Origin of the sequence: Vulcanisaeta sp. JCM 14467, assembly GCF_001316245.1 — an archaeon.
Lineage (GTDB): Archaea > Thermoproteota > Thermoprotei > Thermoproteales > Thermocladiaceae > Vulcanisaeta.
Genome location: NZ_BBDM01000013.1, coordinates 12,487 through 26,640, shown reverse-complemented (window position 1 = coordinate 26,640; position 14,154 = coordinate 12,487). Strand labels below are relative to the sequence as shown.

Sequence of the window (14,154 nt, the reverse complement as noted above, 5' to 3'; positions counted from 1 at the left end):
CAGACTACTCTAGCTCTTCATCTACGCACTCATGGGCGTAACCACCGTCCTAGCCGCCCTGGGCCTCGCCAGGGGTAGGGGATTGGGTAGGGCCGGCCTATTCTCGGCATTCTCCACCATGGCCCTAACGCTATTCGCCATGGGCTACATACCGTACACAATCCACGTGGCCCTCGGGACCATAGGCAGGCCAGCCCTCACCTGGCTATCCCTGGCCGTGACCCTATCGATCTACGCCTACTTCCTAGGAAACGTCTACGAATCGAGCAGTAGGTTGGCGAGAAGGATGAGGGAGCTGGGCTACGGCGTTGAGGGGCTTAGGGAGCTGGATCTAATGAATGCCATGGTCATTGGCGTTGGGGCAGCCGCGATAGCCCTGTCCCTGGCCCTAACCCTACTCATGGAGGCCCTTAGGGTGTTAGTCCTAGCGCCGCTCATGGCACTGCTAATGTTCATATTGATCTACCTGGCAACGGCATTGATCGCCAGGGCCATGGGGGTGGTTAGCATGGTCAGGGTATCACTAAGCGACCTGGGCTTTATGGATTTGCTTAAGGCCTTCGTGGTATGGACCATAGTGGCCTCATCATAACAATAATAATAATTAAGCTACCCAAGCAGTTGGTGGCCAGCATCGACAATAACCCGTTGGGGTCGGCTAGGGCATTCGCGGAGTTGTTCATAGTCGTGGTGAGCCCGTGGATGCACCCACAGCTGCTTGCTGAGGCGTATGAATTGCTTGGGTTGCCCCCGCAGCTATTCTACATACTCGCGGGCGTTGTGGACTCGACCTTGATCACCATGTTCGGGGCAGCCCTACTATCAAGTCTCAGGTTATGGCTCGGAATACTCACCCTGTGGAGGGGTGGGAGGTCGATTGCCAACACCATTGCCCTGGCCGGCTCGTCAATAGCCCTCGCCGGGCCTGCCCTGGCATTAATCGGCATATTAATCATGATGGTCACAGACGTCACTCCCGTGGTGACCCAGGGAATGAGGATTGTGCTCAACCCACTATTCATATTCGCCTCGATACCACTACCGTGGCCCTTGACCTACGGTACCATACTATGGCTGGTGGGTGTTGCGGTTACGGGTGCGGCGTTGCTTATACCAGCGGTTAGGGGCTTGGACATACCCACGGCAGTCCCTGTGGCAGTGCTTATAATTGGGGCGGCGATATCACTGATCGGCATGGCGCTGGTGGGCTTCCTGGTAATGAGCATTGCCACTGGAATTATAGTAATAATGAATAGGGGTGTTGAGCTATGAATGAGAGGGCCAGGGCGATAATATTCCTGGCAATAGTCCTCGCAATAACCTGGATCCTCATGAACTCAATAACACCACTAGTGATTAAGACCAGCGGGACAAAGGCGACTGTGAATAAGCTCGTTAACGTGGTTAGCGTTAGCAAGACGCAATGCCCGGCGTGGGCATTGGCACGGGGATATTCGGGGCTGGCTTTGGGTTGACGGGCTTCGGAATAGGCATTAGTGGCTTCGGCATTGGGCTACACGGCTTCGGGTTCGGCTTCTCGGGGCCAGGCGGCCTTGGGCCCATATCGATTGTCATGCCCTTCATAAACGCGCCAATAATGAGCCCAACACCACCGAGGATACAAATACCGCAGTCACAGTCAACGCCAACGTCAATGCCACAGTTAAGGGCGCCGGCGCTATCCATAGCCTTCAGCAATGCGCCATTGATGGTTCCATTAATCAGGCCTGGCGGCGGAGGCGGTGGAGGTGGTGCGAGGGCGGCTGGGCCCGTGAGTAATGAGGTTGTTAAGACCGTGGTCATTAAATTATTCCTACCCTGGCTACTCTGGGTCCTAATAGCCATAATAGCCGTGCTCCTAGCCTTCACAATAATAAGCAGTAGGAACTCCCTAGCCAGGTTGAGGAAGATAACGGAGGAAAGGAGGGAGGAGCAACAGGCGAGGAGACCGAGGGTGAGGACTGAGATGCCTAGGCCGAAGCCCACGGAGAAGACTGGACAAGCCATCCAGGGCGTGGGAATGACCATAGAGGGAACGCCAGTACCATTGAGGGGTTGGGGAGGCAGTAAGTACATTGACCTTGGCATTGACAAGGACCTGCCACTCACCTGGAGGGTTAATGACCCACTGCCATATACGGTGAGCAATGGTGCGGCCATAGAGTTGAGCCTGAGGGTGAGTTGGTTGGCGGAGCATTGTGTTCCACAGCCCGGGTTGTCACGAGGTCAGGGTTAGGGTTGGCGGTGGTGTTGCTGAGGTGCATAGGGTGTTGGTTGTGGAGGATTACGGGTTTGACGTGGTTAATACCTTCAGGGCTAACATGGCCATGCACGGCATTGAGGGTGTGGAGAATAAGACGCCTAGGGAGGTTTGCATGGAGTTGGCTAGGCGTGGGTTGATGAGTGAGGCGAATTGCGGGGATTGGGTTAGCCTGAGGGTGTTTGAGGGTGTTAGGTATGGGCATGCCCAGGTGGGTAGGAGGGAGTATGAGGAGTTCATACGTGGGCTATACAGCTAAGCAACGCCCTGGTCATGGGGTGTCTAGGATGAGCCTTGGGCAGGTGGTTAGGCACTACGGCATTAGGATCGGCGTTGTGGCCGTTTTCTTAGTGCTCATACTACTGGTGGCGCCGTCGATAGTGGCCCATGCGCCGTTTTTATCAACATTAATTAAGTGGTTCGTAAACGCATTGTTACTGCCGATATTAATATTCCTAGCTAAGGCTGGCGGGAAAGGCACTAATGACGAGGAGCGGTACTGCGGCGAGGGCGGCGGGTAACGCAATAGCGACTTAATAGCCCCAATATTACTCGCCTACCTACTCCTAGGCAACACGGAGCTCCTGGTGACGGGATTCATACACTACGCCAAACTACCTGGCATATTCACGGCACTATTCATAATTACGGCGGGAGCCATCACAGCAAACTACGGGAACTCATACGGGGAACCAGTTAGGCACTCAATAACCTACGTAGGAGCCGCCGTGGTGCTCTACGGCGTGGCCGTGCTCGCCTCAATACCCTACGCACCCGCCGCACTACCATTCCTATACGCAGCCATGGGCTCAGCAATAATGGGCGCGGCAATGCTTGCTGGGCTAGCCCCATCACTTAGGCACGTGAGTGGTGACATCATTGCCGTGTCTAAGCCCGTGGTAGCCCTATTCTTCATCCTAGGTTTGGCGGCTGCCTTGACCCAGGTACCACAGTTAAGGCCGTACAGTGGCTATGTAATGACTGCATCACTGGTGCTACTGCTGATCGTCGTGTCACTCATAGGCTATAGGCTATACACGGCGGTCTCGAGGACGGCCGAGAAGATTAGCGAGAGGATCTATGAGCAACACGTGAGAGAGTCGCCACTGGCTGCGTCAAGCGAGGACGAGGCACTGACGAACGCGATAAATGAGTTCCTGAGGTGGGGTAGGAAGGACGAGCTAATAGCCTACACGGCCTATGCCCTAGCCCAATGCGATGTGGACTACGAGGACGTGATGAAGGTATTGAACAGCCTCATCAACTACCAACCACCGCAACGCACCGGGATATGGCCCTGGGAGGTGAAGAACCTGGAGCAGTCGGTGAGGGTGGACATGGAGAATAGGAAGGCAATAACGGCGGAAATACTAAACGCCATAACAAACTGCCCACAAAAACACCCAAACAAAAAAACAAACCACCTAACCCACACCCAAGCCCAACCCCTCAATATCTATTGAAATCTCTCACCCTGAATACGCCTTAAAGAACCAACACCTAAACCGCGTCCCGTTTAATATTCTATTGAAATCTTCAACCCTTGATGAGACATGCGGTAAGGCGCTCGTGTTGAACTACTTCGGGTTTCAATATTCTATTGAAATCCTCATATAGATGTTGTGCTGGCACAACACGGCTTTGAGGTTATCGAGTTTCAATATTCTATTGAAATCTTCACTTCACATACTATAGCCGTGAGGATGATGCATATATAGGCGTTAGGATGTTTCAATATTCTATTGAAATCTTCCTGGGTAGCACGACTGAGTCGTTGTCGTCGTACTAGTTGAATGTTTCAATATTCTATTGAAATCTTCCATGGCTGGCACTGCTACTTCATGCACGTGAGTAATGACTATGAGTTTCAATATTCTATTGAAATCTTCGAATTGCCTTGGCATAGCCCTGCCTGTACCATTTGAAGGAGTTTCAATATTCTATTGAAATCTTCACAATGTAATTACTACTTAACTCACGCAACGTATTAACGGCATCCCTATCGAGAGTTTCAATATTCTATTGAAATCTTCCGGTGCGTTTGTTTATTAGCCCCTTTATAAGTTTTTCTCTTTCGTGTTTTGGTTTCATTGGAACATCTTTCTACTCTTAATCTCTACGATTCGTGCCTGTTCCCACGGTCCGCATTAGGAATTGAATTGATGTTCTAACGAACAATTCAATTCCACCTAACCGTACTTGTTCTAATGATGCCTTATACAATGTAAAATGGAGAAAGTGCACGAAACCATGCACACAACACGTTCATTGATATGTTCAATCCCAAAAGGAAAGGCTTAAAATTGTGTGCACGGTATCGTGCACACTAAATATTCTTCAGTGCATGGTTTCGTGTCTGTGGGCTGTTGCTTGGTTCTATGGTTGCTTAAGTGGTTGGTTGTGGTTAATGATGATGTGCGCGTCGCCCGTATGGGTGGTGGTTGAGGCTGGCGTCTCGATGTTGCGTCTAATCCAATGGTCTTAGGCTATGTCCCTGGGCTGGTGCTGTCGCCTTGGTTGACCTGCCATGGGTTGTAGGCCCTCGGTGATTCGGACCTTAATTCCAGGCTCAGAGCCCATAGCGTATGTGGAGGCCCTAACGATCCTTATTCACGGGCTTTGGTGGGCTTGGTTGTTTAGCCTGTTATTTCGATCATTATGCTCCTGTGAATTAAGTCCTTTAGGCAGTTTATTTTGTCGCCGTACGTGATTAGGGGTTTGCGCTTACCGCCTTCTTCGGTGATTATTACGTAGGTGTTGTACATGTCGAGACCCACGTGCGAGATCAAGTCCCTGTACTTATCAATGACCGCCTCATCACTATCACCTGCGGCGATCCTGCATAGGTCATACTTAGTACTAATACCGCTGATTTCCAGAGGTTCCCCGCCGCGGTCTATTGCGTTTAGTAAGTCATCAAGTGTCTTGCACGCACTGACCTCATTCCTTACGCACCTGGTCCATAATTGGTCGTATGGGTGTGCCTCGAAGATCATGAGCCTGTACTGCTACCCACGTGCTTACTCATGAAGTCCCTGTTGACGTCATTTTCAACGTACTGCAGCTTCGCTATTTCATTCTCTACAATTGCGCGGTTTGTTATGTTTCCATAGGCGTTGTTCAACCTCCTCAGCGCGTCTATCGTGAGGGCTACCGAGCCATTCACGACCATAACCTCGCCCCTAACGTCCTCAACCAACTTATGCGCCACCTCGAGTAATGCATGCATCGCCATTGCCGCCCTATACATAATGCCACCGCTAGACCTCAGGATGCTAGGCTCATACGTGTGGGCCACCACGGTCCAATCACCATCACGCCTAACACCCACCGGCGCGGTATCGAGTCTCCCCAGGTCGGACACAACCACGTCCCTATACCTGCCTATTTCATCCCCAAGCGACAACATGACTGGGTACAGGGCATCCCTCAACGAAACACCCAGGATCAAACCAAGCCTGAGGGCCTCCTCATCCACGTGCAATTCCCCACGATTATTTCGTGACGTGGTCCTGACGTACCACTTAAGGATGTCTAGGGACAAGGCACCAACCACGCCAGGTGCGCCCTGGGGCGTGGCCGTCTCGTGGTATGTCTCGTAAATTGTTAGGTTAGGCACCTCGGACTGGCCCTGGGGCTTAGCCGTTGGCCTCTCACGCTGTGGGTATGGGTCTGAATTAACCGTGACATACTCAATGGGCCTCCCCCTCCTAACGGCATAGACGTGAACCGCCAACCTCACAGCCTCACTGGCCAGGTGCGGCATGTAGTTAATGCCATGCGTCGTATCCAGGTAGACCCAGTCATAATCACCGCTGGTCAGGGCCCTATACACGCTGTGGTAAACGGCTAATTGGTATAGGTTGGGCTTAGCCTCGAACTTAAGCTTCGTGTCAATTATCGAGGCCATGGCTGGGACCACGGCGAACTCAAGGCGGTTAATGCGTCACCCGCCTCACAATCACCACTACCCACCCACTGCTTTACTTGCTCCCTAGCCTTACCAACAACCCTATCAACAACCACCGGGTAATCAATTGACCCAGCATTACCAATATCCTCAGGACCAAGCAGCGTGTACGGTAGTATTACTAGGGCCTTAACATCATGCCCACGGGCACTCAGAATCTGCGTTAGGGCTATGGATGAGGAATTACACTTAACGCCGGCTCCGCCGCCCTCATGGACGTAGTACGCCGGTTGATAACGCCTGAAGTCACCCCAGGTACTAACCACGAGTGCGCGATAACTCATATGGTACTGAATGCAGCCACGCACTAATAAGGACTGCGCAAATGCAGGAAGTAAATAGCCCTATATAGACCGTCGGAAGAGGCATGTTTTCGAGTAATTGAATCTACCCATTAAAATAACGGTTCAATTCCAGGTGAAAACCGTTGGAATAGGCGCGGCCCGTGAACGTGCGTAGGGATAAATGTTCTAATGGAAACCATAGGAAGGGGCGGGTAAGGCTTAAAAAGAACTTAATAAAGTTACGATCCCGAAATCTCTAAAGAGAATCTGAAGCAATTAAATCGCCAAGCAACTTAGCCCTCGAACCAATAATCACTAAATATCTCTAAAGAGAAACTGAAATGTGGGGACCTGGAGACCCACCACGGGGTGGGTCTTCAGCAATTCGGAAATCTCTAAGGAGAATCTAAAACTCAGGGTTCAGGGTGCTCCGCACATTGTGCGTGCGATGCTAAATACCTCATCTCTCTAAGGAGAATCTGAAACTGCGATTGCGAGTATTAATAATAATACCCAGACCTAGGAGTGGGTGAAATCTCTAAAGAGAATCTAAAACAAACTTGGTTTAGCTTGCTCGGTGTTTCGCAGGGTCTGGTTTATAAATTGGTAGGTGCATTGATTACTTGGGTCTTTGCCCCTTCGCCTTGGCTGCCTAGCTGCCTCTTAAAAATGGGTTCGGGCGTTGAGGTTGGTGAGGGCTTCGGTCGTTGGTTGGTTAGGGATCCGGTTAGTGGCTTTCTTATTGACTCTAGGGATGGGACTGTCGTTGATGATCGACCCATTGACCTTGGACCCGACTGGAGGAGCGCCGATGGCGCAAGGGCTGGGCCGCTCATTGGCGTTTCCTCAACCGTAATTGGCACTGCCTGGGATGGCGGTGATTCGCCGAGTATTAGGCGTAGGCTCGAGGCACTGAGGCTTAGGAAGTGGCAGGGCATTGTTTATTCTGGGGAGGAGGACCGCAGCATCGCTGAGGCTAGCAGCGTCATTAATAGGGTCTCTGCCCAGGCCGGCCTACCCAAGCCGTGCATTGACGAGGCCCTTAAGGTGTTCAGCGACATCGTTGGTAAGGGCTTACTCAGGGGTAGGAGTGTCGAAGTCGTCGCCGCGGCATGCCTCTACCTGGCATGTAGGAATAACCGCACGCCAAGGAGTGCCGAGGAGTTGGGCAGGTACGTGGGCATTGACGGTGGCCGCGTGATGGAGGCAGTTAAGTTCGTGATGAGCAGCCTAAGGATTAAGGTAAAGCTCAGCGACCCAATTGACTATGTCAGGGTGCTGGGCTCCAAGCTTGGCGTTGATTGGGACGTGATTGCCGAGGCAATTAACATACTCAGGAGGGCACGCAGCGTGGGTAGGAACTCCGTGGCCGGTAAGAACCCGATCGGCATTGCAGCGGCGGCCATTTACATGGCGGCCATGGCCAAGGGCAAGGGCTTGACGATGAAGGACATCGCCAGAGCCGTTGGGGTGAGTAGGGCAACGATCAGGGAGAGGTATAGGGAGTTGAAGGCATTACTATCGCAGGGAAGGCACAGGTAACAACCTGCTCAATAAGCCACTCAATACGCTGCCTAGTGCTTGAACATGGATAAAGCAGGTAAACTAATCCTCACGGTTAGGGCGATGGAAGCCGTAAAGGGTACATGTCATTAATCATTAGCGTAATGGTCCAACGAGACTGGCGTGGCGTGTTCCAGCCGTGTGGCTGGGTTTTTATTGCCGAAGCACTAAATTAAGCGCGGTGAAGGCCATGAGGGTTAGCGCTAGGGTGACCTGGGCCGTAATCCTCTTAATACTCACCATGGCATTGGCATTACCAGTCGCTGCCCATGCCCAGTCCATCTTCGGCAGTGTTGTGAGGATACCACCAATCAATATATTTAGTGTAGTGTCATCGCCGTCGTTTGAGCCTTCCATGTACTTCTCTAATGGTGTGCTTTTCACATCATACTTACCGCCAAATGGTTATGATGGGAGCGGCCTTAATGTTACAAGACCCTCATACATATATTTCAGTGCGTGGAGTGAATTACCCATTACATTCTACATATTTAATAATCAGGAGTTCGAGACATTTATTACTAGTAGGAATGTCAGTGGTTACCTATACTCGGAGAGCGGCACGAACATTACGGGTTATTACTACGTTAATGAACCGGGCATGTACTATGTAGTCGTATATAACCCAGGGACTAGATCCGTATACGTCATTTACTTCGCGGGTTTAACAAACAGTGCCGAAAGTAGTGATTGGGCATTCCCAATAGGCATTACTGACTACGGCATTACCTTCATCAACGGCTCATTATTCGCCTACAGCTACAGGACCAACGAGTTCATTGGCATAGCCACAATAAACAACGCCTACACCCAAGAGCCCAATGCATGCCCAAGCGGTAGCGTTGAGCCTGGTAGTAATTGGTTTAGTGTAGAGATGAATGTAATCATGGTCGTGAAAACGACCAGCGGGCAGGTTCAGTACTATTGGCCTCAGGACATTTTCAGCCTGAACTCACTGAGTAATATTGCATATGTCTGGGACAACATATGGAACTTCTCGTCATACCCCTCAATGCTGAGCAATGCCTTAATCAGCGGTAATGGCGCGGTATATACCTCAGGAAAGGATCATTACTACGGTTATTACCTACCAACCACGCATGTAAGCCTACCACTCACCGTATACCTCATTATCAAGACCGGCCTATCAAGCAGCGGCTATCCCTGGGTCGCCTTTGGCTACTCGTTTAATGGCCAATCAATTAATTGGTATGATAACGTCACGATAAAGGTCCCAGCCACCGCCGCCTACATGGAGGTCTCACCAACACTTAATGGTCGTGGATTACCCAATGACGCAGAGCTCGTGATCACTGGGTGGCGGAATTACGAGTGTACTATTGCTAAGTCCCTTAACGTGGACCTAGCCCTCTACTTCGCCTGGCCATACCCAAGCGACAAGTACCTGTCGCCGATACCCTCAATGTGGGACTTCGGCGATGACACGGGTGAGACCATATACGACACATACTCAGTACCCATTGGCTACGGTGAAGTCGAGGTCCTAAACGGCTTTGAGGAACTCGGCTTCCTAGGCAGGAGCTACTTCATACCACTAACGATCATAAGCCCCGTGAGCGGTACGGCAACTAGTATCTACACGGTCGGCTCAACGGTGACGCTGAGTGAGCCACAGACCGTGGTGCTGACACCCGGTGAGACTAGGTATGCCTTGATCAACTACGTAATCAACAACACACTCGTCGTACCGAGCGGGGTCATCAACCTAACACTCAATGGACCAACAAGTGTTTACGTTAACTACACGCTACAGTACATACTCACTGTCGAGGACCCAAGCGGCCTACTTAATGGCTTGAGTGGTTGGTACAACAGGGGAAGCGTGGTAACCCTGAGCGAGCCCTCAATATACAACCTGGGCAATGAGACGCGCCTAGTCTTTAGCGGCTATGACATTTACCTATTCGGCTCACTATACAACGTGATCACGAACAACACGGCGGAGCTCCCCATGAGCTACCCATACACCATCGTCGTGAACTGGACGAGGCAGTACCAGGTAAACGTGACCAGCCCAGTACCAATCACACTATCAATATCAAGCGCCCAAAACCTGACTGGCACCACCGTGAGCGCCTGGGCAAACCTCGGCTCCATTGTTTCGGTACTCATACCCAGGTACTACGTACTGAGCAACGGGACCAGGCTGGTTTACGTGGGTAATAACGAGTCAATAACCATAACCTCACCACTAACCATCGAAATACCGCCAAGCAGGTTCGAACGCCAGTACCTCATCACCGTGACAAGCCCATACCCAGTCAATGTAAACGGTACCGTGGCCGCAAGAACCACAGTATGGGTTAACGAGGGAGCAGTCATAACCATTAAGCCAGCCACCGTATTCACAGGCGGCCTATTCATGAGCGAGCCAGGCTACACAATCACAGCCACCAAGCCAACGAGCATAACCGTGCATTGGCAAGTCAACTGGGCCCTAACAACCGCACTCTACGGAGGACTAGCCACAGCAATCACCGCAGCCATAGCAGCCAAGCACGCCACAAACCACGAACAAGCAGCCAAGGCCAATGAGGAAAACAAACATGAAGACTCACAAAGCACAGACCTGAAAAACCCACGACGAAGCAAACCAAGCCAACAACAATCAACCCCAACATCATCACTAAAACACCCACCACACACCAACACAATACCAAAGGGAAGAACCTCCCCATCTCCCATCAAAATCCTCCAGCCAGCACCACCTAGACTCACCAGGTGTTAAACGAACCTCAGTCCCAAACATTCCATTTCTAAGGATAGTATAGGAAATTCAATATTCTATTGAAATCCTCCTGATAAATATGGGTCTAATGGCAAGTGATGCGTGGAGATATGGGTTTCAATATTCTATTGAAATCTTCTGAGGCTTGGCAGCCTCAAGGTCAAGCTACAATACTCTAAAATACCGTTTCAATATTCTATTGAAATCTTCGATACTCGGTGATGGTGATGCGGTTATTGCAAATGATGTGCGTGGCTTTGTTTCAATATTCTATTGAAATCCTCTTGACAGGAAATTAGATTACGCCGTGTTATTATTCGCGCCATACATGTTTCAATATTCTATTGAAATCCTCTGGGTTTTAATTCGAGCAGTGGCAGCGACGTGTATTATATAGTTTCAATATTCTATTGAAATCCTCCGTCAGGCTTTACAGGTTTTACACGAGGAAGGCGGATGTTTACCGTTTCAATATTCTATTGAAATCCTCTCACCGCTGGGTTCCACGACCTGCACGACACGCTTAGCACTCTTAGTTTCAATATTCTATTGAAATCCTCACGCCCCATACTGCGTCGTATGGGATAACGACTATTGTTCCGTTTCAATATTCTATTGAAATCCTCATGGCTTATGTTTAACTTTATATTCGAAGTCGAAGACCAAAGAGATGTTTCAATATTCTATTGAAATCCTCCCTGGATAGGCGTGGTTTCATGATGCTCGTTAATGACATCGTAAATAACGTTTCAATATTCTATTGAAATCCTCTATGACGAGGTATGGCTTGGTGCATAGAGCAAGGAATAAAGCTGGTTTCAATATTCTATTGAAATCCTCGTGTCGGATAATGAACTCAAGCGGGAAGGTCTGGGCGGTTGTTTCAATATTCTATTGAAATCCTCTTACTTGAGTATCTCACGTGGTGTTTGCTATGAGGGCTATAACGATTAGTTTCAATATTCTATTGAAATCCTCCTCAGGATTATTGAGGCTTCACCGAGCAACGTGGTTTACGTTAGGGGGTTTCAATATTCTATTGAAATCCTCCGGTTCGTTTGTTTATTTGGGGTTTTATAAGCGTTACTCCACCCCTCCCCATGATTCTCGTTGGAGCGTTTATCCCCATGTTCGTTCACGGTTCGCACTTGTTCCAACGATTCTTACCTGGGGGTTGAATCGCTGTTTTTGTGATTAGGTTCAATTCCTCAAAACCGAGCCTGTTCCAATGGTAATTTATACTTTGTAAAATGGAGAAGGTGCATGGTAACGTGCACACTGCATGAATATTGATGCGTTCAACTCCGCAAAGGAAGGGCTTATGATTGTGTGCACGAAATCGTGCATGCTAAACATTCTTCAGTGCATGGTTTTGTGCCTTTGTTGGGGTTTGTTTTAATGGGTGTTGTGGTTTTCGTGTGGTTGGGTTTAAGTACTTGTTTGTTGTTTTTGTTTTTGGTGGTTGTTGTGGAGGGGCGGGCTGGGGTTAGGGCTAGGGTTCAGGTTTTGGGTGAGGATAGGGGTGTTGGTGGGGTGAGGGAGGGGGTGTTTGTTAATGTTGTTAGTGCTGATTCGCTTAGGGCTTCCCTGGGTGGTAGGAGTAGGTACGTGCTCAGGGTTGATTAGGGCTGGGCTTAACGGTATGCGATCTTTGATCTCTTGATGTTGAGTAGTTTGGTTAGTGCGTAGTAGTTCTCCAGGTCCACAGCCCTATTGTTGATGCTGTAGACCTCGATGCGCATTGGCTCGTTGAACCTGTAGTAGAAGGGCTTGTGCTCTGGGTGGGTGATCATGACCTCCCTGGCGATGAATTGGGTTGCGGGGAAGGCAACATTGATTAGTAGTTTACCAATTGGCGTGTCCACGAACATGGAGGCGCTCTGCGGCCAACCAACGTACCTAATGACGTGCCTACCAAAGGATAATTGATACTCGCCCTCGTACTTCACGTACTCCCTAGCCACTGCATCAACCACGCTGTGATAAATACTCGCCATGTACGAGTTGGCATCACCCCTCATGACCACGTCCCTATTAACCCTAAGCTCCACCCTAAACCCAAGCGGGTTTAGGCTCCACCGCACGTAGATACGCACGGCGGGGTCGCTCACGATCTTGCTCACGTACTCATGCAGCGCACCCTCCACCTCACCCAAATTATAAGTGTTTGGGAACGGGACAAAGAGGGTGTTTGATGCCGTTATGTCCACGTTAACGCCGTTATTCATCAACTCATCGGCAATTTTCCTAATGTAGTGGCTGGTCAATATATCGAACAACTGCTGAGCAATAACGTTACCAACCTCCTCCCTAAAGTCAAGAACCCTCGCTATCCTCATGGCCACGTCACCCTGAACCCTAACGAACCCATAGCCAACCTCATTCAAGTCCACCGGGTTCAGCTCCATGTCATAGCCGTAACCAAGGGCTGCATAAACCACCGATGTGTCCACCCGCCCAATAAACACCGCCTTCCTATCCAGGTCGATTAGCGGTCTCGCCCTCAGCTCAACCTCGTGTAGAAATAAGCCGCCACCGACCTGCCTACCAACCACGTAATACCACGTGTATGACCTCCTATCCTTTGGGTTTATCTTCCCCATGAAGACGGCGTACGGCTCCGCCAGGAGCACGGCCAGTAACCCATCCCAATTAATGTTGTTCGCCAATATTAGGTAATGGGTCTCGTTGGTGAAGTAGCCCCTTGGGTCGCAGTCCGGCTTCTTCCCGAACTTCATGTACACTCCGTACCTAACCACGCACTTGAGTCCCTCATCCTTGACCTGCACCAGTTGGTCCAGTTTCCAGAGTTCCTTAGCCTTCCTAATGAATTCCCCGGTCACGTAGATGTACTCGCTCACGCATTATGTATTGCGTGTAGGGGATTAAATACCCGTCACCAGGCCGGCGCCCGAGTCCACGCCGAACCGCCGAGTAGGGAAGACCGGCAATGCGGTACCGTAGGCATATCCTCGTCATCCCTCGCAGGTTTGGGTTTTTATAGGTCCTCAACAATGGCATTACTGTATGGCCGCCAGCACCACTGGCTCCACCCCTCACCAAGCCCCTGGCACTGCCAGGGGTGTTTATGGCATTGTCAGAACCAGGATACTACTCGATATCGACCACGACCCACCGGCCAGGCTCCTAATCTACAACTCAAGAACTAATAAGTGGGATGAGGTCGAGCCGCCGGAGTGGGCTGACGAGGTGGCAAACTACCTAACAGACCACGGACGCCGTGTCGGCGTTGGAGTCTTCAACCAGGCTTCGTAATAATTGACGCAATACCGAGGGAGGAAATACCAGATTGGCTAATGCCATACGT

15 protein-coding genes and 2 CRISPR repeat arrays are annotated in these 14,154 nt (G+C 50.4%); of the genes, 11 read left to right on the top strand and 4 right to left on the bottom strand.

From position 1 onward, the window contains the following. Window positions 1–31 precede the first annotated feature (31 nt). The 7 genes from JCM14467_RS11455 to JCM14467_RS11425 all read left to right on the top strand — a co-directional run bounded on the left by JCM14467_RS11455 (window position 32) and on the right by JCM14467_RS11425 (window position 3,723). The gene (locus tag JCM14467_RS11455) at window positions 32–592 is read left to right on the top strand and encodes a hypothetical protein (protein WP_054850244.1); all 561 of its coding nucleotides are present in this window, start codon (window positions 32–34) and stop codon (window positions 590–592) included. After that, on the top strand, window positions 568–1,272 hold the full coding sequence (locus JCM14467_RS11450) for a hypothetical protein (protein ID WP_054850243.1): 705 nt from the start codon (window positions 568–570) through the stop codon (window positions 1,270–1,272). The genes JCM14467_RS11455 and JCM14467_RS11450 overlap by 25 nt, the downstream gene beginning before the upstream one ends. Continuing rightward, window positions 1,269–1,475, top strand: coding sequence for a hypothetical protein (locus JCM14467_RS11445; RefSeq protein WP_054850242.1), 207 nt, complete (start codon window positions 1,269–1,271; stop codon window positions 1,473–1,475). The genes JCM14467_RS11450 and JCM14467_RS11445 overlap by 4 nt, the downstream gene beginning before the upstream one ends. Then, window positions 1,424–2,236, top strand: a complete 813-nt coding sequence (locus JCM14467_RS11440) for a hypothetical protein (RefSeq protein ID WP_252901468.1) — start codon at window positions 1,424–1,426, stop codon at window positions 2,234–2,236. Before JCM14467_RS11445 ends, JCM14467_RS11440 begins: the two co-directional genes overlap by 52 nt. Then, complete coding sequence (locus JCM14467_RS11435) at window positions 2,199–2,519, top strand: hypothetical protein (RefSeq protein WP_054850240.1); 321 nt, start codon at window positions 2,199–2,201, stop codon at window positions 2,517–2,519. The genes JCM14467_RS11440 and JCM14467_RS11435 overlap by 38 nt, the downstream gene beginning before the upstream one ends. Then, window positions 2,458–2,781, top strand: coding sequence for a hypothetical protein (locus tag JCM14467_RS11430; protein WP_252901467.1), 324 nt, complete (start codon window positions 2,458–2,460; stop codon window positions 2,779–2,781). Before JCM14467_RS11435 ends, JCM14467_RS11430 begins: the two co-directional genes overlap by 62 nt. A 66-nt stretch (window positions 2,782–2,847) precedes the next feature. Continuing rightward, entirely contained in the window at window positions 2,848–3,723 is an 876-nt protein-coding gene (locus JCM14467_RS11425) for a hypothetical protein (RefSeq protein WP_054850238.1), read from the top strand. Between the two features lie 50 nt (window positions 3,724–3,773). Next, window positions 3,774–4,293: direct repeats of the CRISPR family, unit length 25 nt; unit sequence GTTTCAATATTCTATTGAAATCTTC. A gap of 603 nt (window positions 4,294–4,896) precedes the next feature. On the opposite strand, the gene JCM14467_RS11420 is transcribed toward JCM14467_RS11425, so the two are convergent. From JCM14467_RS11420 to JCM14467_RS11410, 3 genes are read right to left on the bottom strand one after another with little or no spacing between them, the layout of a single operon-like run. Further along, the gene (locus JCM14467_RS11420) at window positions 4,897–5,256 is read right to left on the bottom strand and encodes a hypothetical protein (RefSeq protein WP_054850237.1); all 360 of its coding nucleotides are present in this window, start codon (window positions 5,254–5,256) and stop codon (window positions 4,897–4,899) included. Continuing rightward, window positions 5,253–6,182 (bottom strand): CRISPR-associated DxTHG motif protein, encoded by a 930-nt coding sequence (locus tag JCM14467_RS11415; RefSeq protein WP_252901466.1) that lies wholly within the window; start codon window positions 6,180–6,182, stop codon window positions 5,253–5,255. Before JCM14467_RS11415 ends, JCM14467_RS11420 begins: the two co-directional genes overlap by 4 nt. Beyond that, on the bottom strand, window positions 6,158–6,514 hold the full coding sequence (locus JCM14467_RS11410; protein ID WP_054850235.1) for a hypothetical protein: 357 nt from the start codon (window positions 6,512–6,514) through the stop codon (window positions 6,158–6,160). Before JCM14467_RS11410 ends, JCM14467_RS11415 begins: the two co-directional genes overlap by 25 nt. Before the next feature lie 669 nt (window positions 6,515–7,183). On the opposite strand from JCM14467_RS11410, the gene JCM14467_RS11405 reads away from it, so the two are divergent. The 3 genes from JCM14467_RS11405 (at window position 7,184) to JCM14467_RS18150 (ending at window position 12,452) form a co-directional block, all read left to right on the top strand. After that, complete coding sequence (locus tag JCM14467_RS11405; protein WP_054850234.1) at window positions 7,184–8,056, top strand: hypothetical protein; 873 nt, start codon at window positions 7,184–7,186, stop codon at window positions 8,054–8,056. A gap of 211 nt (window positions 8,057–8,267) precedes the next feature. Next, window positions 8,268–10,826 carry a thermopsin gene (locus tag JCM14467_RS11400; RefSeq protein WP_252901502.1) on the top strand — a complete coding sequence of 853 codons (2,559 nt, stop codon included), beginning with the start codon at window positions 8,268–8,270 and terminating at the stop codon, window positions 10,824–10,826. 45 nt (window positions 10,827–10,871) lie between these two features. Further along, window positions 10,872–11,876: a CRISPR direct-repeat array (repeat unit 25 nt; unit sequence GTTTCAATATTCTATTGAAATCTTC). A 348-nt stretch (window positions 11,877–12,224) separates the two neighbouring features. Further along, window positions 12,225–12,452: a hypothetical protein gene (locus JCM14467_RS18150; protein WP_252901465.1), complete on the top strand. Its 228-nt coding sequence runs from the start codon at window positions 12,225–12,227 to the stop codon at window positions 12,450–12,452. A gap of 8 nt (window positions 12,453–12,460) precedes the next feature. Here the strand turns inward: JCM14467_RS18150 and JCM14467_RS11395 are convergent, their stop codons facing one another. Beyond that, the gene (locus tag JCM14467_RS11395) at window positions 12,461–13,687 is read right to left on the bottom strand and encodes a hypothetical protein (RefSeq protein WP_054850233.1); all 1,227 of its coding nucleotides are present in this window, start codon (window positions 13,685–13,687) and stop codon (window positions 12,461–12,463) included. A 166-nt stretch (window positions 13,688–13,853) separates the two neighbouring features. Between JCM14467_RS11395 and JCM14467_RS11390 the strand changes: the two genes are divergently transcribed. Next, window positions 13,854–14,102, top strand: coding sequence for a hypothetical protein (locus JCM14467_RS11390; RefSeq protein WP_054850232.1), 249 nt, complete (start codon window positions 13,854–13,856; stop codon window positions 14,100–14,102). The last annotated feature ends 52 nt before the right edge of the window (window positions 14,103–14,154 follow it).